This window comes from Paenibacillus sp. TCA20, from assembly GCF_000732325.1.
GTDB classification, from domain to species: domain Bacteria; phylum Bacillota; class Bacilli; order Paenibacillales; family Paenibacillaceae; genus Paenibacillus; species Paenibacillus urinalis.
The window spans coordinates 448,607-472,659 of record NZ_BBIW01000004.1 but is presented as its reverse complement, the minus strand read 5'-3'; the positions used below and the strand labels follow the sequence as shown (position 1 = coordinate 472,659).

General features: G+C 46.8%; 19 protein-coding genes, 1 rRNA gene and 1 riboswitch. Of the genes, 5 read left to right on the top strand and 15 right to left on the bottom strand.

The genetic code is table 11. The annotated features are described in order from the left end of the window. The 9 genes from TCA2_RS10950 to bcp form a co-directional block, all read right to left on the bottom strand. Positions 1-98: ribosomal RNA gene (locus TCA2_RS10950) — 16S ribosomal RNA — on the bottom strand; the annotation flags it as partial. A 603-nt stretch (positions 99-701) separates the two neighbouring features. Continuing rightward, a complete protein-coding gene (locus tag TCA2_RS10940) occupies positions 702-2,069 on the bottom strand; it encodes an NCS2 family permease (protein WP_047911618.1) in 1,368 nt (455 codons plus the stop codon). A 171-nt stretch (positions 2,070-2,240) separates the two neighbouring features. Next, a riboswitch (purine riboswitch) is annotated at positions 2,241-2,341 on the bottom strand. Between the two features lie 230 nt (positions 2,342-2,571). Then, positions 2,572-4,110, bottom strand: coding sequence for a glutamine-hydrolyzing GMP synthase (gene guaA, locus TCA2_RS10935; protein ID WP_047911617.1), 1,539 nt, complete (start codon positions 4,108-4,110; stop codon positions 2,572-2,574). A gap of 266 nt (positions 4,111-4,376) precedes the next feature. Further along, entirely contained in the window at positions 4,377-6,695 is a 2,319-nt protein-coding gene (locus TCA2_RS10930) for a transglutaminase family protein (protein ID WP_047911616.1), read from the bottom strand. A gap of 26 nt (positions 6,696-6,721) precedes the next feature. After that, positions 6,722-7,948, bottom strand: coding sequence for a DUF58 domain-containing protein (locus TCA2_RS10925; RefSeq protein ID WP_047911615.1), 1,227 nt, complete (start codon positions 7,946-7,948; stop codon positions 6,722-6,724). Positions 7,949-7,954: 6 nt separating this feature from the next. Further along, on the bottom strand, positions 7,955-8,923 hold the full coding sequence (locus TCA2_RS10920; RefSeq protein WP_047911614.1) for a MoxR family ATPase: 969 nt from the start codon (positions 8,921-8,923) through the stop codon (positions 7,955-7,957). 182 nt (positions 8,924-9,105) lie between these two features. Beyond that, positions 9,106-9,927: a TerC family protein gene (locus TCA2_RS10915; protein ID WP_047911613.1), complete on the bottom strand. Its 822-nt coding sequence runs from the start codon at positions 9,925-9,927 to the stop codon at positions 9,106-9,108. A 341-nt stretch (positions 9,928-10,268) separates the two neighbouring features. Then, positions 10,269-11,684 carry a polysaccharide deacetylase gene (locus TCA2_RS10910; protein WP_238546347.1) on the bottom strand — a complete coding sequence of 472 codons (1,416 nt, stop codon included), beginning with the start codon at positions 11,682-11,684 and terminating at the stop codon, positions 10,269-10,271. 216 nt (positions 11,685-11,900) lie between these two features. Continuing rightward, positions 11,901-12,374 (bottom strand): thioredoxin-dependent thiol peroxidase, encoded by a 474-nt coding sequence (gene bcp / locus TCA2_RS10905; RefSeq protein ID WP_047911612.1) that lies wholly within the window; start codon positions 12,372-12,374, stop codon positions 11,901-11,903. Between the two features lie 176 nt (positions 12,375-12,550). On the opposite strand from bcp, the gene TCA2_RS10900 reads away from it, so the two are divergent. The 5 genes from TCA2_RS10900 (at position 12,551) to TCA2_RS10880 (ending at position 18,916) form a co-directional block, all read left to right on the top strand. Continuing rightward, complete coding sequence (locus TCA2_RS10900) at positions 12,551-13,570, top strand: LCP family protein (protein WP_047911611.1); 1,020 nt, start codon at positions 12,551-12,553, stop codon at positions 13,568-13,570. A gap of 168 nt (positions 13,571-13,738) precedes the next feature. Further along, positions 13,739-15,046, top strand: a complete 1,308-nt coding sequence (locus TCA2_RS10895; RefSeq protein WP_047911610.1) for a glutamate-1-semialdehyde 2,1-aminomutase — start codon at positions 13,739-13,741, stop codon at positions 15,044-15,046. 186 nt (positions 15,047-15,232) lie between these two features. Continuing rightward, entirely contained in the window at positions 15,233-16,348 is a 1,116-nt protein-coding gene (locus TCA2_RS10890) for an endospore germination permease (protein ID WP_047911609.1), read from the top strand. Continuing rightward, positions 16,317-17,774, top strand: a complete 1,458-nt coding sequence (locus TCA2_RS10885; protein WP_047911608.1) for a spore germination protein — start codon at positions 16,317-16,319, stop codon at positions 17,772-17,774. The genes TCA2_RS10890 and TCA2_RS10885 overlap by 32 nt, the downstream gene beginning before the upstream one ends. Continuing rightward, the gene (locus TCA2_RS10880) at positions 17,771-18,916 is read left to right on the top strand and encodes a Ger(x)C family spore germination protein (RefSeq protein WP_047911607.1); all 1,146 of its coding nucleotides are present in this window, start codon (positions 17,771-17,773) and stop codon (positions 18,914-18,916) included. Before TCA2_RS10885 ends, TCA2_RS10880 begins: the two co-directional genes overlap by 4 nt. A gap of 59 nt (positions 18,917-18,975) precedes the next feature. On the opposite strand, the gene TCA2_RS10875 is transcribed toward TCA2_RS10880, so the two are convergent. From TCA2_RS10875 to TCA2_RS10850, 6 genes are all read right to left on the bottom strand, one after another. After that, on the bottom strand, positions 18,976-19,365 hold the full coding sequence (locus tag TCA2_RS10875; protein WP_047911606.1) for a sensory rhodopsin transducer: 390 nt from the start codon (positions 19,363-19,365) through the stop codon (positions 18,976-18,978). Positions 19,366-19,381: 16 nt separating this feature from the next. After that, on the bottom strand, positions 19,382-20,578 hold the full coding sequence (locus tag TCA2_RS10870) for a rhamnogalacturonan acetylesterase (RefSeq protein ID WP_047911605.1): 1,197 nt from the start codon (positions 20,576-20,578) through the stop codon (positions 19,382-19,384). 30 nt (positions 20,579-20,608) lie between these two features. Then, the gene (locus TCA2_RS10865; protein WP_047911604.1) at positions 20,609-21,052 is read right to left on the bottom strand and encodes an AraC family transcriptional regulator; all 444 of its coding nucleotides are present in this window, start codon (positions 21,050-21,052) and stop codon (positions 20,609-20,611) included. Positions 21,053-21,361: 309 nt separating this feature from the next. Further along, positions 21,362-22,630 carry a GDSL-type esterase/lipase family protein gene (locus TCA2_RS10860; protein WP_052511891.1) on the bottom strand — a complete coding sequence of 423 codons (1,269 nt, stop codon included), beginning with the start codon at positions 22,628-22,630 and terminating at the stop codon, positions 21,362-21,364. Positions 22,631-22,778: 148 nt separating this feature from the next. After that, positions 22,779-23,012, bottom strand: a complete 234-nt coding sequence (locus TCA2_RS10855; protein WP_177178758.1) for a hypothetical protein — start codon at positions 23,010-23,012, stop codon at positions 22,779-22,781. Between the two features lie 68 nt (positions 23,013-23,080). Then, positions 23,081-23,944, bottom strand: a complete 864-nt coding sequence (locus tag TCA2_RS10850; protein ID WP_370510329.1) for an inositol monophosphatase family protein — start codon at positions 23,942-23,944, stop codon at positions 23,081-23,083. Positions 23,945-24,053: the final 109 nt, after the last annotated feature.

Genomic DNA, 24,053 nt, shown 5'->3' with positions numbered 1-24,053 from the left:
GTCTCAGAGAAGCAAGCTTCTCATTAACTCCGCTCGACTTGCATGTATTAGGCACGCCGCCAGCGTTCGTCCTGAGCCAGGATCAAACTCTCCAATAAGGATTTATCGAGCTGAACATCACCGAATCTCTTCGAGAAAATATCCAACCTTCAAAATATTTGAGAGCGATTAAGCTCATTTAGAAAAACTGACGAGAACGTAATGTTCTCTTTATTTTGCTCGGTTATCATACAGTCTGACGACTTGCACCATAACCTCGCGTTTAGAATTTCGAAGAATCGAAATTCTTTGCTCACTCGTTGTTCAGTTTTCAAAGATCAACTTCGTTGCGTTTCAACTCTCGTCGTCAGCAACTTTTATATCATATCATGTCCGGTTTAGAAATGCAAGCTTTTTTTAAAAGTTTTTTTCAACTTCTCATCGAAGCTTACTTGCCATGTTTTTGTTTGAAACGGCTTATTTCTTGGCCGGAATTAGGATATACCATGTACATAAAATTTATGCAACCTTTTTTTAAAAAAATTATTCCTCACTTAATTAACACTCTTATATATGAGCAAATGCTCACATCGCGCCCTCACCGTTCCATCATCACCCAAGCAGAACATATAAAAAAGAAGACCCCGTTCATCATGAACAGGGTCTCTAAATTCAACGCATTCGTGATATAGCACTCTACTATATCTTCTATTATATATGCTTTACTCTGCACCAATAAAGATATATCTAATTAATACAATGATAAACAGCACCCACATCAACCAATGGATCTTTACTTTGCGGTTAGTTGCAATGTTTGAAAAGGCCGCAAGTACTACATAAGAAATAATACCAAGAGATATACCGTTCGCAATACTATTCGTGAGCGGCATCATAACGATGGTCAAGAAAGCTGGGAATGCGTGAAGGAAATCATCCCAATCAATGTTGCGAACCTGACTCATCATCAGTACCCCTACAATAATAAGCGCCGGAGATGTTGCAGCTGATGGCACGATAAGGGCCAGAGGAGCAATGAACAGTGCCAGCAGGAACATAATCCCTGTTGTTACAGCTGTCAGCCCTGTACGTCCGCCCGCTTCTACACCGGAAGAGCTCTCTACATAAGAAGTAATTGTACTTGTACCGATAACTGCACCAGCACTTACGCCGACAGCATCTACGAGCATCGCTTTACCGACAACCTTCTCGCCTTTTTCTTTATTCTTAAACAGTCCCATACGTGTCGTAGTTCCAACCAAAGTACCGAAAGTATCGAACAATTCTACAAATGTAAATACAAAGATAATTTCAAAGAGTCCAACCTGGAGTGCTGCTCCCAAATCCAGCTTACCAAATGTCAAATCGTCAAAGCTAGGGAGCCAGCTTGCAGATGATAATCCACTCACATCTGTTACACCCATTGGAATACCGATCAGCGTGGTTGCCACGATACCGATGAGCATTGCACCTTTTACTTTGATAACCATGAGTACTGCTATAATCAAGAGTCCAATCAGCGTCAAGATAACGTCTGCATGTGTCAGGTTACCAAAAGCTAGATTAAAGCTGCCGCCTGGCACAGGACCTGCTATATCAGTACCAGGATTAACGTTCGCTACTACGATATTCGCCATTTTCAGACCAATCACAGCGACGAACAAACCAATACCGACGGTTATAGCCATCTTAATGCTCTCAGGTACAGCTACTAGCAGCATCTGACGAACTTTCGTTACCGTAAGCAAGATAAAAATCAAACCTGAAATAAATACCGCACCAAGCGCAGCCTGCCAAGTAATGGCGCCCCCAGAGCTAAGAACGACTGTCATGAAATATGCATTAAGACCCATCCCGGGAGCGAGCGCAATCGGAACGTTAACTACAAGTCCCATCAATATGGTTATAAGGCCTGCACCCACTGCTGTGGCAAAGAATACACCATTAGCCGGCATCCCTGCTCCGTCTGGTCCAAGAAATACATTGTTGACCACCAAAATATAAGCCATGGTCATAAACGTGGTTAAACCTGCAATAACTTCTGTTCTGACATTTGTCCCGTGTTCCCTTAATTTAAAGAACCGCTCCATAATCCGAATATTCCTCCTTAGAGATAAGTCGGTTACCTTAAAACGACAAAAAGCCCGCAAAGATGTTTGATCTTCATGGGCTTACGCTAAAAAGAGACGCAAAAGCAACCAAAAAGCAGCTTACACTTTATTCCGATCAATATGGACAGTGTCAGTACCTTTTGCTCTGGATTGCACTTCTCTTCTTTTCGTAGCCAGATCATTATGGTGATCTCGTAGAAACTCTCAGGCCAAATCCCCGAGATTATACGAAAAAGCATGTGTTTATTGGTTTTCCTTGTCTCATTCTAGGAGGGATATGTAAAATTGTCAATATAAAAATACGAATAATACAAACTTTATCTGTTAGCAATGTTCGGTAATTTCATATTCGTGAAAACTAACAGAAAGTACCGACATCTATTTTCATGATTTTTCTAACAAAAGGAAAAAAAGAGCCTCCGACACGTTGTCGAAGACTCTTCACTTCAAATACAAGGTGGATTCACCCTACCTGGTATTCCTATTCCCACTCAATGGTTGCCGGCGGCTTGCTCGTCACATCGTAAACGATACGGTTTACGTTATCGACTTCGTTGACGATGCGGACAGAGATTTTCTCAAGAACATCCCAAGGGATACGCGCCCAGTCTGCGGTCATACCATCGATGGACGTCACTGCACGAATACCTACGGTATAGGAATACGTACGAGCATCGCCCATTACACCAACACTCTTCATGTTCGGGAGAGCAGTGAAATACTGCCAGATCTCACGATCAAGGCCGGCTTTGGCAATCTCCTCACGCAGAATATAATCTGAGTCACGAACGATCTTCAGCTTCTCTTCGGTTACTTCACCAAGCACACGAATTGCGAGACCTGGACCAGGGAAAGGCTGACGATGAACAATCTCATCCGGCAATCCGCACTCAGATCCTACGATACGCACCTCATCCTTGAACAGAGCGTTAAGCGGCTCGATCAGTTTAAATCTCATATCTTCAGGCAGTCCGCCTACGTTATGGTGAGATTTAATGGTTTGTGCCGTAGCTGTACCACTCTCGACAATATCGGTATACAGCGTACCTTGTGCCAGGAAGTCGAAATCGTCGAACTTGCTGGACTCTTCATCAAATACGTAGATGAATTCGTTACCGATGATTTTACGTTTCTTCTCAGGATCATCAACGCCTTCAAGCTTGGACATAAAGCGATCACGAGCATCAATCTTAACGACTTTCATATCAAACTTGCCGACAAAGGTCTCCATAACGCTCTCCGCTTCACCTTTGCGCAGTAATCCATGATCAATGAACATACAAGTCAACTGATCGCCGATCGCTTTGTGAAGAAGGATCGCGACAACAGAAGAATCAACACCACCGCTCAGCGCACACAGCACTTTCTTGTCACCAACGGTTTCACGAATATCACGAATCTTATCCTCGATGAAGGTCTCCATGGTCCAGTTACCTTCACAGCCGCATACTTCATACAGGAAGTTACGAATCATATCGTTACCATTCACAGAATGACGTACCTCTGGGTGGAACTGAACCGCAAACAAGTTACGCTCAGGATGGCTCATCGCCGCAATTGGCGCACTTTCCGTACCTGCGTCAAGACGGAAACCGGAAGGCAATGTAACTACGTGGTCACCATGACTCATCCATACCGTTTGGTTCGCTTCAAGTCCTTTTGCAAGATGAGAACCTTCGTTGAACAACACGTCCGCTTTGCCGTACTCACGCTTATGTGCACGCTCTACTTTGCCTTCAAGCTGATGCGCCATGAGCTGCATACCGTAACAAATACCGAAGATCGGCAAGCCCAGGTCATAAATAGCTGGATCTACATGGGGTGCATTCTCTGCATAAACGCTGGACGGTCCACCAGAGAAGACAATCCCCTTAGGTGCGATTTCACGAATCTTCTCAACAGGCGTGTTATATGGAAGCAGTTCGCTGTATACTCCGAGATCACGAATTCTTCTCGCAATTAGTTGGTTGTATTGTCCCCCGAAATCAAGAACGACAACAATTTCATTTGGCTTTATCATTACCGAGCCTCCCTCAATTAATGAGATTAATTATACTGAACGACAAAACCTAACGTCAAGGATAGCTCGTCCTCTTCATCATTAAGAAATAATGTAAATCAAAATGTCATGGTGTAAACTGTTTATTTCGTAAATTATTTACTTCTTGAATCAATTTCATATTACCTTTAGCTGCTTCAATCAAGGGTATGCATAGATCAAAATGATTTTGTTTGTCTATATATAGTTTCAATTCCAACCTTTTTAATGATTTATGAAATTGATTCTTACTTAAGTGATCTAGAAATCCGCAGACAGCGATTCAGAAACGCTACGCTCGCCGCCCGAGAGAACGGCTCCGCTGCATACACCAGCGACTCCCAATCGGCGGCGAACTGCCGCACGTCATCGTGTACGGGAGTACCGGTTAAAGGCAGGGCTGCGGTGTACTCACGCAGCGTCACACCCTGTTCGCGCACCCCATATTTCTGTGCGATTCGCTCCCAGACCGGAGTCCCCACACGAAGCAGACGCTCACGGTCTGGAAAGACACGACTGCGCTGCCAGCTCAGCATCAGCCTCAGTCTTATAGCGGGGCTGTAGCTTCGCCCCGCCTGCACCGCTGCTGCAAGCAGGAGTGCGCTGGCAGCTGTCACAGACAGCGTCAATGGCTGCATGATCGATACTAGTCCGCTCTTAATAGCACTGCCAATCTTGTGTACCATGCTGATTATATTTCGCTGCTCGGACGGTGCAGCTTCGTCAGGCTCGGAAGCCCCCGCAGTTTCAAGCTCTTCTGTACTATATCCTGGTGTCGCCTCAAAAGGAATCCACCCTACTCCCGAAAAGTACACCTCAGCCCATGCATGAGCATCCCCGTGAGTTACCGTATATTCATTGGATCGCGGATCACTACGTTCGCCAGGGCCGAATCCCTGTACATATCTCGCGGGGATCCCCTGACTGCGAAGCAGCACAACCATGGTAGTGGAGAAATGGTTGCAATAACCCTTTTTCGTGGTGAACAAGAAGTCATCTACAAAATCCTTGCCGGACGGAGGCACTCTGGTATCCAGACTGTACGAGTAGTTCAATCTCAAATACGATGCAACCCTAGTTACAGCATCATATCTATTCGCTGTTCCATCCGTAATATTGGCGGCCAGTTCTCTAACCCTGTCCGGAAGAGCCTGCGGCAGCTGCAAATTCATGCGCTTGATCTCTGCAGGATCGCTGCCCGTTACGCCACGCAGGCTGCTTAGATCGTCGATAGGAATCAAGACATCAGCACTATAGCTGGTCACAGTCTTATTGCTGTTTGAATGCATATCATCAAATCTTAAATTCCCTGAGGCATAATCGCTTACTATATACGGAAACTGCTGGTTGGCTTTATTTTGTCCAGTGATCCCTTTCTCATTCTGTGAGGCGCGAGCATTCTCTGATTGATGAAGAGTCAGACGAACAGGCACTCCACCTGTAAAAATGTCTGCACCGCCCTGAGCTGGTGTCTGCAGCTCTACTGTCTGTTGGATCAGGCGAAAATAGGGATTCTCCTCAATTTCATCCTCCCGAATCCGACCTGAAGTGCTGATGTAATGCTTAGGCTCGGCATCATTGTATTCACTCTTCCAGCTTCGTCCATCATAGATGGATCGGGACTGCCCTCTCCAATAAGTTGCCACAGGACTATATGCTGTAAAAAACACTTCATTGTTGGTAACAAGGGGGGCGCCCATGTCACTTCCTCCATTGTCATACCCGGTCCTTGCCAAGGCAGCTTCAGATGGTGAGGATTGAAGTCCATCCGCCCAGTCGATGAGGCGTTCCCTGGTATCCGCCAGAGCATTGGGATCCGGGGATTTGACAGGAAGAACCGAGGACACAGCAGCCGCACCTCCGACCAGGAGCACAGAACCCAGGGCAATGCCGATCCACAATAGATGGCGTTTCTTGTCCTTCACACGAGCTGATAAGCTCATACTATTAAGCTTCGGAAGCTGCATGAGTGTCTGCAGGAATAAAAAACAGCTGATAATTCGAATCATGGCACCTGTCGCATTCTCTCCATTTACCAGTTCAACCCCAAAAACGTACAAGGACGTTACCACACCAAATAACAGGACAGTCCTTAATTGGATGACCAGTATTTGTACAGCACTTACGAACAAAGACCAGCCCAGCGTAACCAAGATTGTCTTGGTCTCGTCACTGATGAGCCAGAAGCCGTCACGATTTAACCAGATGAATATGTCCTGCTTGAAGATCAACGGGTATTGAAGCATCCAATCTGCACCTGACACCTCCTTCACCATCCACCACAAGCCTATGAATGATAGGAAAAACCGGATCATAAGGGACTTGCCGAGTGACATATTCCATGTGCCAATCAGCAGCAAGAGAAGAGTTAGTACGATCAAACTAATGGAGGATGGGCTCCATAAATCACCGCTTATTCCTCCCGGTCTGAGCCATTCCAGGAACATAACAAATAAAGCGAGGGAGGCCGCTGCGCGAAAATACCATGGTTCATAAAAGGCCGCCGCTTGCGCTGACGTCGCTCCCGTACCAACTTCTTTGGGATCAAAACTGTTCTGATTGTACATAGTCATTCCTCCTCCCTTAGGTTCGATTACACGGCACTTCCCCTTGAATTCATCCGATCCACGCCATCCGCGCCGTTTCCGATCGTTTCACATAAGACCACCTGTATATGCTGTCCGCTGTAATGCTCACAGATTGCTTTATTCAATTCCGTTGACAGACCAGTAATCATATAGACTTGGGAGCCTGGAGCAAGGTTTCCGTTAAAGGAAGGGTCATGGAGACTGTTTCTCGTATCTTGCCTCAATTGTCTTCCTTGATCTTTCCATGTTCCTGCCGGTTCAAGACCTGCCAGATAATCCAACTGTTCGTACCCCTTCCCTTCTCCGGCAGCAGGCATAGCGATCCAATTCAGATTATTCTCGCCTCCGCCTTCTCTCTCACTGTTATCCTTACCCCAATTAAAAATAGTCAAATGAGCACCCATTCCCTCTTCATAGGCAGACCGGAGGAGCTTCGCGCAGGTAGACACCGCCTCCTCATAGGCATCCCATGAAAACGCACTTCCGCCATCTGCCCGTTTAGACACATAGGCATGAATATTGTTATCCAGCATGAGATATACCTGCCCGCCTCTCTGTTCCTCTGGAATGCGAACCTGCAGCTTCCCGCTGCGAGCCGAGCTCTTCCAATGGATATAGCGTATTGAATCCCCCTCTACATACTCTCTGACTTCTGTCCCCAATGAGGTCTGATGATAGCGTGTACGGTAAGCTGCACCTTCCCAGGATCTATTCAAACCAGTACGTATATGACCCGAGCCTGTCTGGAGTGATGGATGAACAATCAAAGTACAAGGTGCCTCAACCCGGCAGCTGACTGTAAACCATCCGAACACATCACCCCAGACCACCTTGCAGGTGTCAAATACATACACTCCCCTATGCACCGCACGAATCGTATATTTATATGAATAAGAACGCGATCGTCCCGTAAAAATCAACTGCTTATGTTCAAGCTGAGAATCAGCTGCGACCTCTTCGATCCTCAGCCAGCGCAGTAATAATGGGATATCTGCTTCAAGGTGAACATGTACATTCACTTTATTTCCAGCTGCTACTCTGTCCGTTTCCAATGTCCGTACGATCCGTATATTCCGGGGCTTTGCCCATAGAATCAGTAATCCATAACCCGCTATGGCTGCACAGCAAATCAAGAGAAACAGCAACGTCCCTCCACCTTGGATATGGTAGGCAAATGACAAACCAGCTAACAGCAACGCCATGAACAGCCAGTTACGATATGTCCTCCACATCTTCCATCACCCTCTTGCCCGTGCGGGCTGAACAGGGATCGGGATTTCCTGAAGCAAAGATCGAATAATGGATTCTGAATTATAATGATGAGATAGATCTGCACGACTTCGAATACGGTGAGACAGTACAGGAATAGCCACTTCCTTGACATCATCGGGAATAACGTACATTCGGCCGTTCATATAAGCCGCTGCTTGAGCAGCACACATCCAGGCAATACTTCCTCTTGGACTAATACCAAGTACGAGCTCCGGGTGTATTCTCGAATGGGCTGCAAAACCGGCGATATATTCCTTAATCACTGGATCCACAAAAACAGCCGATGCTTCTCTTTGCATTTTGACAAGCTCTTCCGCCAGCATAACGGGTCTGATGAATGCGTCACCGAATCCTCCCTGCCGATTCATCATTTCTACTTCCTCATGGACTGTTGGATAACCCAAGCTCAGCCTCATCATGAAGCGATCCAGCTGCGCCTCTGGAAGACGAAACGTTCCCTCGAATTGCATAGGATTCTGTGTAGCCATTAGCAGAAAGGGTTTAGGTAGTGCATAAGTGGTGCCATCCACCGTTACACTTTTCTCTTCCATCGCTTCAAGCAGGGACGATTGGGTTCTCGGGGCAGCCCGGTTAATCTCGTCGCCGAGCACAATATTCGCCATAATGGGTCCTGGTTTATATTCAAAGTCACCTGTGATCGGCTTAAACACCGATGTACCTGTAACATCTGAAGGCATCACATCTGAAGTAAATTGAATTCTTCCAAAGCTTGCACCGAGACATGAGGCAATCGTCTTGATGAGCTTGGTCTTCCCTGTTCCCGGTACATCCTCCAGCAAAATATGGCCTCCAGATAACATCGCGATCAGAATCAAACGAATTTCCTGTTTCTTGCCGACCATGACTGTCTCAACTCGCTGCACCAATCGTTCAAGCAAACTGGCAGCATAATCGCTAGATTTTGAGAATTCCATAATCGCTTCCCCTCCTTATTTGGCGCTAGTTCATATATCACTTCTCACATGATTTACTTCTATTATTTCCAATCCACAAATGATATAGACACTAGGACAATCAAAGAGCTTACAGGCACAAAAAAAGACCCGGAGTTCAAATATGAACTCCGGATCTTATCCTCAGTTAGTGCTCTATGAAATTAATTTGATGTATCTTTACCAGGCTGTACTTCCTCGACTTCCTTCGTTGCCACATCTTCGGCAGGAACTTCTTTCTTCGAAGAAGCGAACCATCCAACAACAGCGATCAGCACAAGCACAATATAGAAGCTTGCTTTCCATGCTGCATTATGCGGGAAGTGCTCATCAATCAGACCTACATCAGGGTGTGCCAGTGTAATAACTGCCAGCTTGACCCCTACCCAGCCTACGATAACGAAGGCCGCAAGCTCAAGACCTGGACGTTGCTGCAGCAATTTAACAAAGAAGGTCGCTGCGAAACGCATGATCACAAGCCCGATGAAGCCGCCTAAGAAGATAACGATAAACTGTCCGCCATCCAAACCACCGATCTCTGGAATTCCACTTGGAGGCAGCGCAACAGCAAGAGCTACCGCTGCAAGTATGGAATCGACCGCAAATGCGATATCAGCAACTTCGACTTTGAGTACCGTCATCCAGAAGCCAGACTGCTTCTTCGGCTTCTCCGGTTTAGGCTTCGCATCCTCGGTCTGCCTTTTGCCAACAAAATGCTTGACCACGTGATTTATGGAAATATACAAGAGGTATAGGGCTCCAAGTGCCTGTACCTGCCACACGTCCACCAAGAACGAAATGATGAACAGTGATGCCAAACGAAATACGAACGCACCAAGCAAACCGTAGAACAACGCCTTCTTACGCTGCTCCTCAGGCAGGTGCTTAACCATGATTGCGAGAACCAGGGCATTATCTGCCGCAAGCAATCCCTCTAGAGCAACGAGCACAAGCAGTACCCATGCATACTCTAAAAACAGCTCCATGAAACATCCTCCTAGTAATAAAATAAATTACAAAAAAACCTTCACCGGCCGGCAAAGGTCTCACAAAAAAGAGACCTCTACCACAGTCTGTGGTAAAGGTCTCGCTAACAACGAATGGTTGCCAACAAAGCCGGGGACTATTCCCGAACTGACGACTTTGCTGTACAGCTACTCCCCTTTAATCACGTTCCTGCTTAACTGATATGATGATCAGCTAAACCGTGATATAAACATATTAAAATCAGAGCTTGAAGTCAAGCATTTTTTGACAACGCATGAATTCCAAGTCTTATCAACGGTTCGCTGAATTTGTATTCATAAAATTGGAAATGTCCTACTGTTTACTTGGCGTAGACGACAATTTCGCCTGTTCCTCGGACCAGGGATTTGACTTCAAAATGGGCAGCATTCAGCAACGATCTCAATGGAAGCCACATCACTCCGTTTTCCATATAGATATCAGTCTCTGCTGCATATCCCCCTTCTGAAGCAGTGACAAGCTGCTCGTCCGGTTTTACCTTAATTATGTTTGTTCCGAACACCGTGTCAGCACTGCGCTCAGCTGTATTCCACTTCACTGTGCCTCCAAATTTCTCAATCACCTCTCTGAGAGGAACGATATACTGTCCATTTTCGAGCCGGTATTCGCCGTACTTGAGTTCAGCCACCTGTTTGCCTGCCTCGATGACAAGCGCAGGTCCCTCCTCGAATAGTTCAGCGTTAGGAGCGATAACATTATTTATCCATTTGCTGCTCGGCTGAAACCTCTTCTTTATCGATTCATCATTTTTCACACGGAACTGAACCGGCTTCTCCGCAGGATCGAGCACCGCAAACTGGTACTGCTGTTTCTGATAGTATTCGATAATGTCCGGCAGGGCTTTCACCGTCTCCCCATGATTTCCTCCATCATGCAGCAGAATGACCAAATCTTTATCTGAGCTGACCTCTGTGGCCTGCTGAGCGATTTCTGCTGCCGGGACCCCGCTGCGCTTCGAATCACCGCTGTCCACATTCCAATCCACAACCGAATAACCTGCCTGCTTCATCAGTTCAAAATAGGTCTGGTCAAAATGCCCAAACGTTCCTCCAGGCGCGCGTACCAGCTGTGGTCTGCTGCCGGTAATCAGCCGGATTGCTTCTTCTGTTTCTTTAATCTGTGACCAAAAATCAGGAAAATTATCATAAAGTTCATCATAATCGTGATTATACGTATGATTGCCAATGGCATGCCCTTCTTCATGCATTCGATAGACCAGTTCAGGATACGTCTCTACATATTTTCCAAGTACAAAAAAAGTGGCTGGCACCTCGTAACTCTCCAATATATCGAGTACTTCAGCAGTGTGCTTCCCCGGGCCGTCGTCGAAAGTTAGGTAAACTGTCTTTTTGCTCGCTTGGGAATCAGACTTCACCTTTGTTTCTGCGGATGCTTCATTTAGTCGGCTTTTATCTTCTTTAACCGCGCTTGCTTGTGCTGAACGAACTGCCTGTTTACTTGCTGCTTGCTTGACTGCCACTGTTGCTTCCGGTTTATTGATGCTGCTGTGAGCTGCATAGGCCATTTGTGAGACGACTGCCTTTGGGGGATTTTTCGATTCTCTATCTTCTGTGACTGCAGAGCTGTTATCTAATTTACTTTCTTTCTCCGCTGAGGAATTGGCCGAGCTAATGATTTGGGAAGGATTTATGTACGCTGTTACTGCCAATATAAACAAGACAACCATACCTGCTACGATACTCATTTTCGCTTTCATCCTCATTGCCCCCATCTTTTATATTCAATAAGTAGATTTTGAGATTCACAATGCTATCTTATGAAACGGGCGGCTAAAAAAGACTATACAATTTGCAAATTGCTAGATTCATATTTTGAATTAAGTTGGATTCATAAAGTACATTTGGGGTTATTTTCTATAAAAAAAGCCGATCCTTAATGGACCGGCGGCAGTAATGGACTTCTTAGATCGAGACTACTTCTCCATATGGGTCTGAATAAACGCAAGCGCATCATCAATATGGCCCTTCACTTTAACCTTGCGCCATTCTTTCACTAATATTCCTTCTTCATCAATTAAAAAAGTGGAGCGAACGATACCCATATACTCTTTGCCATACAGCTTTTTGAGCTGCCAGACCCCGTAAAGTTCAGACACCTGATGATCCTCATCTGACAAAAGTGTGAATGGAAGCTCATACTTGGTAATAAATTTATCGTGCCGGCTCGCCGGATCCGTACTTACCCCCAGAATCACTGTATTCAGTGTGCTGAACGATGCATGAGCATCTCGAAACTGGCATGCCTCATCCGTACAGGAAGCCGTCATATCCTTGGGATAAAAGTAAAGTACAACGCGTTTACCGCGATAGTCGGATAACCGAACCTTCTGTCCTCCGCTTCTTTCAAGCACAAAATCAGGCGCCTTTGCGCCAATGGTTAGTTCCATGTTGCAGCAATCCCTTCTTCTATTGTGTTGCCTTCATGTGCGCAGGCCATCCAGAATTGATTTGTTTCCCTAAAAGAACTTATAATGTACAAGATATCATATGTATATTATTGTAAATCAACGCCGCCTTCTCGACCTTTATAAAACTCATGTGACTGTGAAAGGAAGAGCTTCAGATGACCAAGAAGACCAAACGAATTCTGTGGACCGCTGTTACCGTTGTGATCCTTGCTGTCTTACTGCCTGCAGCTTATTATTTTACTTCGGTTGTAAATGAACTTCAAGATTTGCAGAAGGAAGGCGAGGAGTCCCCTTTCTACAACGTCGAGAAGGTAGACCAGGAGAGAACACCCGAGCCTCCGAAATGGGAAGGTAAAGAACCTGTGAACATCCTGCTCATGGGCGTTGACGCCAGAGGCATGGCCGAAGGTGAAATACCAAGATCAGATACGATGATGGTTGCCTCCCTCAACCCGGTTTCCAAGAAAATTTCACTGTTCTCTCTCCTTCGTGATACATACACCGAAATTCCCGGATACGGCAGCGATCGCATTAATACGGCGATTACCCATGGCCCTAATGTAGCGATGCAGGCAGCCAGTGATTTGCTCGGCATACCTGTTCAGTATTTCGTATATACGGACTTCCAAGGCTTTATTGCGCTGGTCGATGCGATCGGCGGCATTGAATTTGAGGTTGAAAAAGATATGCACTATGTTAGCAAGGCAGATCATCATGAATATGATATTGACCTTAAGCAGGGGCTTCAGCATCTGGATGGTGAAAAGGCATTAATGTATGTCCGATTCCGGCATGATGCCATGTCGGATTTCTCAAGAACCGAACGTCAGCGTGAGCTAATCGGTGCCATTGCAGACAAAATGCAGACAACAACGTCAATAGCCAAGCTGCCAACCATTTTAAATGAAGTAAATCCATATATCGATACAAATCTCACCTTAAATGACATGTGGAAGCTGGCTTCGCTTGGATATCAGAGCAATTTTCAGGGCAGCGAGCAGATTCCGCCAATGAGCCTTCTTGTTGAAGAGAAAATCGGCGGGGCCGCTGTGCTTAGCGTAAGAGATGATGAAGAATTAAAAACTTATGTCCAAGAGATTGTTAATCCAACGGAAACGGAAAAGGTCCAGGATACAACGACTATCGACAAATCAGCCAGCGGTGACAGTCAGTAGACAGCTTGCCAGAAGTCACATTCAATCCTGCTGCCTCCCTGCCATAACCATTTGCAAAGTGATATACTGTAATAGATACAAACAAGTAAGGGCAGCGGAAGCTGCCCTTTTGAGTTGTCCGCCTGAGGGCTTAACTTTACAATATAGAATGCAGAAAGGATGATACAAATGAATCGTACGCAATCGGAGCATCATTACGCTGAAGCTCTTGAGCATATTGTTGGAGGCGTCAACAGTCCTTCACGTTCTTTTAAGGCGGTTGGGGGCGGTGCGCCTGTATTTATGAAGCGTGGAGAAGGAGCTTACTTCTATGACGTGGATGACAACCGCTACATAGACTACCTGGCTGCCTATGGTCCAATTATTACGGGACATGCCCATCCGCATATTACGAAAGCCATTACGGATGCAGCAGTGAACGGAACATTATACGGTACACCGACTACGCTTGAGGTCAAGCTTGCCAAAATGCTGAAGGAAGCTATCCCTTCCATGGATAAAGTGCGCTTCGTCAACTCCGGTACAGAGGCCGTCATGACGACGATCCGGGTTGCCCGTGCCTATACGAAGCGAACCAAGATCATCAAGTTTGCCGGTAACTATCATGGCCACTCGGATCTGGTACTTGTTGCTGCAGGTTCTGGTCCTGCGACGCTCGGGATACCGGACAGTGCGGGTATTCCTGCAAGCATTGCTCAGGAGGTCATTACTGTACCTTACAATGATCTTGGCGGCCTGGAAGAAGCACTGAAGACATGGGGCCATGAGGTTGCAGCCGTTATGGTTGAGCCGATTGTCGGCAATTTCGGTATGGTGATGCCGAAGCCCGGATTTCTTGAAGGACTGGTGAAGCTTGCGCATGAGCATGGCGCACTTGTTATCTACGATGAGGTCATTACCGCATTTCGATTCCACTACGGTTCAACGCAAAACTATGCGGGACTGGATAACCATGATCTGATCAAACCGGACCTGACCGCCCTTGGAAAAATCATCGGAGGAGGACTCCCTATCGGAGCTTACGGGGGATCAAAGGAGATTATGGAGCAGGTTGCTCCGCTGGGTCCCGCCTATCAGGCCGGAACCATGGCAGGCAATCCAGCTTCGATCTCCGCAGGAATTGCTTGTCTTGAGGTGCTGAGTCAGCCTGGTGTGTACGAGGAAATGGAGCGCCTCACCATTAAATTGACAGATGGAATTAAAGCCGCTGCTGATCGAAACGGTATTCCGCTGACCATTAACCGGATTCGCGGCTCGTTCTCTACTCATTTCTGCGATCATCCGGTCACGAATTACGAAGAGGCCCAGGATACGGATGGAGAAGCGTTTGCGGCATTCTTCCGCCATATGCTGAACCGCGGTGTCCATCTGGCGCCTTCCAAGTATGAAGCATGGTTTCTAACTACCGCGCATACAGAGGCAGATATTGATGCCACCATTGAAGCGGCCGAGCAATCCTTTAAAGTAATGGCATAAGCCTAAACTATATAATAATGATTAGAAGCTGCAGCTCTCAGGAGGGACAATCCTCCTGGAAGCTGCAGCTTCATTCTTACGCCATATTTTCTTTGTGAATGAAAATTTATACAGCTGCGCACAATTAAATAAGTCTCTCGGTATATTTTCAAGGTGAGCGTATCCCAACAAGAAAGAGGCTGTTTAATGAATCCAGTGAAACCTTCCTTTTTACAAGCGGCGATGCTGATCATGCTGTCTGTGGGCTTAAGCAATCATGTGTTTATTATTCCGGTTCTGCTCCAAGTCGCAGGTCGGGACTCCTGGCTGTCTGTAGTGATCTCTTCCCTCCCAATCATCCTGTTTACCTTGGTCGTATTTCTCATATCCAAGCAGCTGAAAGAAAATACACTGGCTGAATGGCTATCAAGTAATTTGGGCAAGGCAGGCGGGTTCCTGTTCAAGCTGGTCAGTTCGGTTTATTTCCTGCAGGTCAGTTATTTTACCTTCTATGACACGGCCATGTGGGCAAAATCATCGTATTTATATGAATCGCCAATGTTTGTAATTGGCTTGATTCTGGCCTTCCTCTCTGTGTTAACAGCCTGCTTGGGGATGCGCACTTTGGCCTTCGCTTCTGGTATTTTACTGCCCCTGGTCGTCATCTTTGGCTTCTACGTTGCTACCGTCAACGTACAGTACAAGGACTATAATCGACTTCTGCCCTTATTCGAGCACGGATACACCCCGTTGTTCAGAGGTATATTCTACTGTATGTCCGGTTGGGTTGAAATTGCGCTGATTCTATTCATTCAGCCCTATCTCTCTAAGAAAATCAAGCTTTGGCAGCTCCTTCTGCTCATGTTTATTATGGTCGGCCTGACATTCGGCCCACTGACCGGAGCTATTATGGAGTTCGGTCCGTATGAGGCAGAACACATGCGATATCCTGCATTCGAAGAATGGCGCATTGCCTCACTTGGGAAATACATCACCCAGACCGACTTTTTCTCTATTTATCAATGGCTTGCTGGAGCCTTCACCCGAATTAGTCTTGCCATGTATATTGCCGTTGTCGTTTGGGACATTAAGAAGAAACGCAACTTAATCTTCATGATCTGGGGAATTCTGATGAGTTCAAGCTTGATCTACCCTTTGAATGACACTGTCTTTCAGAACCTGCTCATCACCTTGATTTTCCCGGTGAATTTTGCTTACTTTAGCTTTTTAATCGTTATTGCTCTGATGGCTATTCCCATCGGGAAGCTTAAGAAAAAAAGGAGGGGGAACGGTGCAACCACACGAGGAAGAAGCTCACCTTAATTATGAAATGCTGAACAACTTGTTTCAGAACTGTGCCGACGTGGTCGTGCATCATTTTACAGATATGTCCACGCCCATCACGCTGGTGTATTGCGACGGACTGACGGATCAGAAAACGATTAACGAAATTGTATTGCCACGGCTTACCTCTGTGGACTTGACTGACAGCTCCAATCTCTCTTCCAGGCTGGCTCTCACCTTGAATGAAATTGAATTCCCTGTTGATTCCGTTCAAATTGAGGAACCGGTATTCAGTGGACAGCTGCTGATCTTGACTGGAAGTGAACAGAACACTCGTATATATACACTGGACATTGCCAGTGTGCCGGGCAGAACGCCAGAGGAATCTGCGATTGAATCGGCGGTGAAGGGGGCAAGGGATGGATTTACCGAGGAGCTCACAACCAATGTAGGATTAATTCGGAAGCGGCTGCGGACCAAATCCTTTTGCTACGAGCAATTTGTATCCGGCGAGCGCTCGCATACCAAGATTGCTCTGTTTTATGTAGAGGATATTATTAATCCCGAGATCTTAAAAACAATCCGGGAGCGGTTGAGTCAGATTGATACGGATGGGCTCGTCGGAACGTCTATTATTGAGCGGGCAGTCATGGGAGGCATTCCGTCCATTCTGCCGTTGACAGATATGACCCAGCGTCCAGACTATATTGTCACCTCCCTCCTTAATGGCCGTTTCGCCGTCATGATGGAGGGATCACCTGTCGCCATTGTTGCACCGACAACACTGTTTAATCAAATTCACTCCCCGGAAGATGCAAGCACACCATTTTTTATGGTTGCTGTTGAACGGCTGCTTCGAATCTTCGGTCTATTCGTTGCTGCTCTCTTTCCTGGTTTCTATATTGGTCTCACGACCTTTAATGTCGACCAGATTCCGCTGCCGCTCTTGGCTACGGTTGCCGGTACACGGGTGGGACTGCCGCTTCCCGTTCCGCTCGAAACATTTATGATGATTGCGATGTTCGAATTATTTAACGAGGCGGGAAGGAGACTTCCACGTGCGCTTGGGCAGACGGTTACGGTCGTAGGAGGACTGATCATTGGTGACGCAGCAATCCGCGCAGGGGTAACTTCCCCGACCATTATTGTCGCTGTAGCCATCTCTGTCATCTCTTCCTATATGCTCGTTAACACGGTCCTTAGTTCGGTAACATCACTCATTCGACTGTTCGTTCTAGCGTTTGCTTCTTTTTTGGGGATGTATGGATTTTTTATAGCGGCTTTTATTCTTGTCATTCATATGGCCTCACTTGAGAGTTACGGCGTTCGCTACCTATCTCCCGTCACCCCCCTTAAGCTTGGGGATGCCATACAAACCGTTCTCATGAAGCCAACCTTTGGGCGGAAGAAACGACCTGAATCGCTGCAAACTCAGGATGATACGCGTACCGGTAATAAATCATGAGAGTGAGATTACTGCTGTTATGCTGCCTCCTCTCCCTCATGCTGCTGCTCAGTGGATGCTGGAGTACGAAGGAAGTTCAAAGCATCAATTTTATTACAACACTGGGAGTCGATTACCGGGACAAGCAATTTATCGCCTATGCGCAGGTCGTGGATTTTGCCAATATAGCTAAACAGGAAGGCCCCAACCAAGTTAATGAAGGAACGATATGGGTAGGTGAAGGAAAAGGGAAGACACTGATGCTCGCAATTTATGATTTGTACCGCACTTCACAGCAGAGAACCATGTGGACACATGTGAAAGCCATCGTTCTCTCTGAAAATATATTAAACCAGAAGCTGGAGGAGACGCTTGATGTCATCCTTCACTCGGGTGAGCTGCGTTATACGCCATGGATGTATGGCACAAGCGAAGACCTTAAGACACTGCTGACCGCCTCGTCCTTGCTGAACCAATCGGTGCAAAGCATTGAATTGTTTGAGCCTGTTTCTCTGTATCGTCAAAGCTCTGAATACGAACCGATCCGGATTCATTTTTTTCTAGACGGTTTTCGAGAGCCTGCTTCCACTGTCCTGCTTCCTTCTGTCGCCACAAATGCGGAGGCCTGGAATCAAGAGAGTAACAAGAAGCCGCATATGATCTATTTTGATGGACTCTACCTGATTTCTAAGAAGAAAAATACGGGGAAAGTCAGCGGTCAGGAAGCAGATGGTGCAAGATATGTCAGCTACCGTAAAATGCAGCAGTATCCCCTGGACCTTGATCCTGAATTGAAGAGCTCACATGTGATGCTCGTTCGTGATGCGAAGTCCAATATCTCTGCTGTAACCAAGGATAATCATACGGTTACCTTCAATATTACCGTAAATGCCGAAGCGACCGTTCTCGAGGACGAGCAGCTGGCATCGGATGTACAACTGAAAAAGGAAACAGAACGCCGGATGGTGGAGAAAATACGTTACACATTCGAACAGACCAAGGCGAAGAAAATGGATATTTACAGCTTGGAAGAGCACCTGTATCGAAGGCATCTTGACTTGTGGAAGAAATTATCCAAGGATAAAGAACACCCCATCGACAATTACGAGCTGGGAGAAGTAAAGGTGAATATCCATCCGGTAAATACAACTACGTACAAATAAGCCAGAATATTCAGAAGAGGAATGACTCACAATCCGTCATTCCTCTTTTTAATATGAATCTAGATCGGATAAGCCATTACACTCATCAGTGCCAGCTCCGGCTGTGTTGTATCCAGCCTGCTGTATTGAACAATGATCGGAATATCACTCTGCACTGTGATTGCATAAGGAACGCCGGGAGGAATCTTCTGTCCCTCTGATTCAAGTCCTGCGGTTCGAATATGACGAGTTCTCCTGGCAGGAACGACAGTCTCGATTCCCTCCATCGGCTCCCTGTCTTCGAAATATATAGTCATCACCAATTGGGCATCCTCGCTGCCTGTATTAAGAACACAGATGCTTTCATGACTCTCAAGACTGCCGCTGCTGTCAGGCGGAATGTAACCGTCAGGAATCATCCATGTTGTGCGTCCAAGTGGTTCATATCCCTTTGCTTCTATTGGATTCATTGTGCTTATCCCCCACTCATCGATTGATATGGCCCCGAAGATACATCTGAAGCGGCTGCAATTGAAGCTCGGATAGGGCAGCTGCCACCTCTTTGGCCAGCCGGGTAGCTCCGCGGACAGAGAAATGCGTGTTGTCCTCCACTCCTGCCGGGTGGTTCATATATTCGCCTGGGAACGCCCATAAAAAGTCATGTTTGCTCCCTTCTACGCCTGCTTCTTCAAAGAGCACCCTGCTGCGCGCTGCTAGGTCGATCATTGGAACCTTTTCCTCCACAGCAAGCTCCTTAACCGCTGTAATGTAGTCGCCATGCGTGTCGATCAAGCTTCCATCCTCATTAAAGTATCTTCGGTGCACAGGCGTAACAAGAATTGGATAAGCCTCATGACGCCTTGCCGTATCTATGTATTGGTGTAAATACTCTTTATAAGTTGTAAACGGCTGTGTCCCCCGCTGCGCATCCGATTTCTCATCATTGTGTCCGAACTGAATTAATAGGTAATCTCCAGGTTTGATGCGTTTCTCGATCGCTGCAAGCCTTCCTTCGTCGATAAAGCTCTTTGTGCTGCGACCGGAATGCGCGTGATTGTCTACCACCACGTCATGCTTGAAGCAGGCAGGAAGCATCTGTCCCCAGCCCGAGTACGGGTAGCCTGCTGCAGGCTGGTCGCATACGGTTGAATCTCCGGCGATAAATACCGTCAATGTTTGATTGGCAGGCATAACCTCTATCGCATTAATCCGCGGCGCAGCTCCCGAGAAGGAGAGTCGTAATGAATCTCCCTCCCTCACATGAACGGTGCATTTCTCCTCAATCCATTGTCCTGGCGGCGTGTGTATCTCGGGAAGGATCAGCCTCCCTTCCCCCGCCTTTATGATCGTCCTCGTCTCGGTTAATTCATCACCGATGAGCAAATGAATTCGGTAGCTCCCCGCAGGGACATCCAGGCGAAATACCGTGTTCAGCGGAATGCAGAAGCTGTCCTGCAAACGCTTCCTGTCTGATCCAGATGCCCCCTCGCTCACATTGCTCTGTTGATTGTTCGGAGCCAATCGTACTTCCGCCCGGTCTCTTCCATAAATTTTGCCGACTGACTCAAACCCGTATCCGAGCCCCTCATCGTAAATCGTGTCAGGCTGGATTCCAATGTAACCGTTTGCAGTGATGCCGGGACCAAAGTCAAATTTGAAATGGGATAGTGTGCTTGTGCTCAAGAGTTCGTCCTCCTTACAATGTACAAAACATCATCTTGCCCTTCTTTTGTAATGAGACGGTGTCATCCCTGTCCATCTCTTGAATACTTGGCTGAAGTAACCTGAATTTCCGCCGAAGCCAAACCATTCTGCTAACTCGAAAATTCTGACATCCTCATCTTCCTGCTGAATATAACTGCAGGCTTGTCGTATCCGGTATTGATTTAAATATTGAGAGAAATTAAGCCCTGTATCCTTCTTGAACATTTTACCTAAATAATCCGGATTCATGTACAGCATATGTCTTGCTACCGTATTCAGGGATAGATCAGCATCGGCATAATGATGGTGCACCAGCTCCAGCATGGAGCTGACAATCGCCGATTGTTTGACGCTGTCCTCCTCCTCTCTGAAGACACGGAGTCTGATTACAGGTGCGGACCTTCTGCTGCCGGAATCCCAAGCTCGACTAACAACATGATCCAAATTATTCATGCATTCGCACGCCTCCTTTTATAGAAGCCTGACCTCAGTACGCAGGTAAATCGAAACAAAATCTGTGATGCAGAAATATAAATCATTAATTATTCTGTGTTTGTCTGTAGAAGTCTTTGTTGTTGATTATATTACAAGTTCATAATTATTGTACAGTGAATCGAATCAATTTCATAATACCTTTGGCTGCTTCAATCATCTTGATCAAAGCAATTGATCGGAATATAAAAAAGGCCGCCCTCATGAAGAGAGCAGCTACAGCTGTGAACAGGTATGAAGCACTATGAAGGGCTGTCATCTGCCTTATTTTTACGGATTGATAAAGACGGTCTTAAGCTTAGCATTGTACTGTACATCATAGCCCAGCCCTTCAGCGATAAGGGCAAGAGGTACATAAGTCTTCGCTACCTTGCCAACTTGATGGAGGAAAGGAGCATTCTTCACAGGAATCAGCTGATCATTCACGAGTACACTCGGCTTATCAATCTGGATCTGTACTCGATTTGCATTATAAGTAATCATCGTCGCCTTTGCTTCATGAATCCACTGTGATTTCGCGCCTACGGCACTTACAATATCCTGAATCGCCACATAATTCTGATTGTTTCGCAGCACCGGCTTATACGGAGTATTCAGCAGCTGTCCGCTGACGATAATGTTCATCGGCTCCCCGGCCTCTACCGCCTTTAATTTCACATATTGCCCCCATATTGTTTCTGCAAATACTTTGGCAATCGCCTCATAACCGAGCTGATTCGGATGAAAATCCCGGCTGCCAATCATATGGGTCATCGTTCCCTCTCCACCGACGAACGCCTCAGCGATGTGTGCGACCTTGATCGATACGCCCTGAGTGCTGAGTTCAGTGGCCAGCGCATCCACTGTGCGGGTAAAGGCAGCGCTTGCTTCCATCAGCTTGGCATAAAGTCCTGCATTCCCCACCTTGGGAACCGGCTGATACTGATCTGCCAGCACGATTATAGCATCACCATTCATGGTGTGGAGCTGCTGAACAGCGGCCGTAACCTCTAATGTATATTTTGCAAGCAGCTCCTCAACTCTGCGATCCAAATCTGAAGCGTTCATTCCGTCTGCGGTCACCAGCAGCTCCGATACATCATTGCCGCCGATCGTAATCGTAATGACATCTGCCTCGGCTACATCCTGATTAATCTGAGCGATACTTGCCATATAAGAGGCCACACGAGCATCTGGAAGTCCGGGCTGTATATCCTCAGGTGTTACGGACTTCTTATTTAGTATCGCTTCCGTAAACTGCTTCAATCCATTGCTTTTTAAGCCGCCAATTCCGTAGTTCGTTACCACGGTCCGCTCATGCAATAGACCTTGCTCAAGTAAACGCTCGACGTAGCCATAAGGAGCTGTAGAGTAATCCTCCATCCCCGGCTCATAGCCTACCGTGATGGAATCCCCAAGTGCGACGATCTTAAACGGCTCCGTGCCAGCCACTTCCTGCGCATTCACCGCCGTGTGCCCTGCGCTCAAGAAGAGCACCCCTGCAAACAGTGAGACAACGCCTTGCTTAGCCCTTCTCTTGAAGCCTGTGATCTTCATCATATGTAACAATATCCCCTCTCTCATGCCATGTTCCTTATTTTACCACCAAGCATATGGAGGGAGATACTACTATTTAACAACTTCACACGAAAAAGAGATGCCCCGATATCGGGGCATCTCTGTAATATTAATCAATAAATAGCGGTGATTACTCGGATAAACCGGCCTTCTTCATATAGTCATCATACCGATGATCTACTTCCTTCGCCATACTGCGAAACTTCTTCGTTTCTTCTACAATCGGATCGAGCTGTGTCTGAATGCGGATTTCGTGCTTCGGAGATATGTTCTGCCGCTCTCTTTCCTTGCGGTCTCCAAATTCAGGCTCTCCTTCCGTCAGCATTTCGCTAAGCTGGCGCTCCAGTTCACGTGAATCCTTCACGATCCATCACTCCTTTGTTTTTGCATACATTATTCCACCGCAGAGGAGCCTATTATGCAGCAGAGGCATCAGTTTACGCCGGTTGCATTCTCTTCTGTCAGTGTACGAATGAGTTCTTCATGAATTTGACCATTGCTTGCTGCAACATACCGAACCGCCAGATGATATGGATTGCCTTGTGTATCTGTCACGGTTCCCCCGGACTCTTGAACCAGCAGCGCTCCTGCAGCGATATCCCAAGGGTTGAGTCCAATCTCGGTATATGCGCTGAGTCTGCCTGCTGCCACATATGCAAGGTGAAGTGCGGCCGAGCCTCCTGCTCTCAAATTGCGAACTTTGGGTGCCAGTGCCTTAGCAACACTCATGTTTGCAGGAAGCGCAAATTCGGGATCAGGCGGAAACCCAATCGCGACCAAGCTGTCTGACAAGCTCTCTTCACGAGAGACCTTCATTCGATCTCCGTGAACATATGCACCTTTCCCCTTCTCCGCTACAAAGAGCTCATCTCGAATAGGATCATAGATTACACCTACGATCACTTCTCCGCGATGGGCAAGTGCAATGGATACGGAGAAAAAAGGGAAGCCATGCACGAAGTTGGTCGTGCCGTCTACCGGGTCTACGATCCACAAATATTCTTCCTCACGTGCAGCCTCAAGCGCCTTAGCAGATGCTTCCGCTCCCGGCTCAACCCCTTCTTCACCAAGGATCGCATGATCGGGAAAATGAGTCAGGATCAGTCTGCGAATCATCTGTTCTGCACCCTTATCCACCTCGGTCACCAAATCCTGGGCTGAGAATTTCGTCGTCGTTTTAACGGCAGAGCCGGCACGGCTCTTAATCCACTCTCCCGCTTTGGCAGCAGCATTAATTGCAACGGCAGTATAACTCTTACTAGTAACTACGTATGGAATCTTCTGATTGTCGTTCAAAGCGATCACACTACTTTCTTTGTATCTTTGCGCTATACAGAATGAACCTATAGCTAAGCTTACTATAATAGTAACGTTTAAAACGTGTTCTCGTTACACGTAAAAAGCC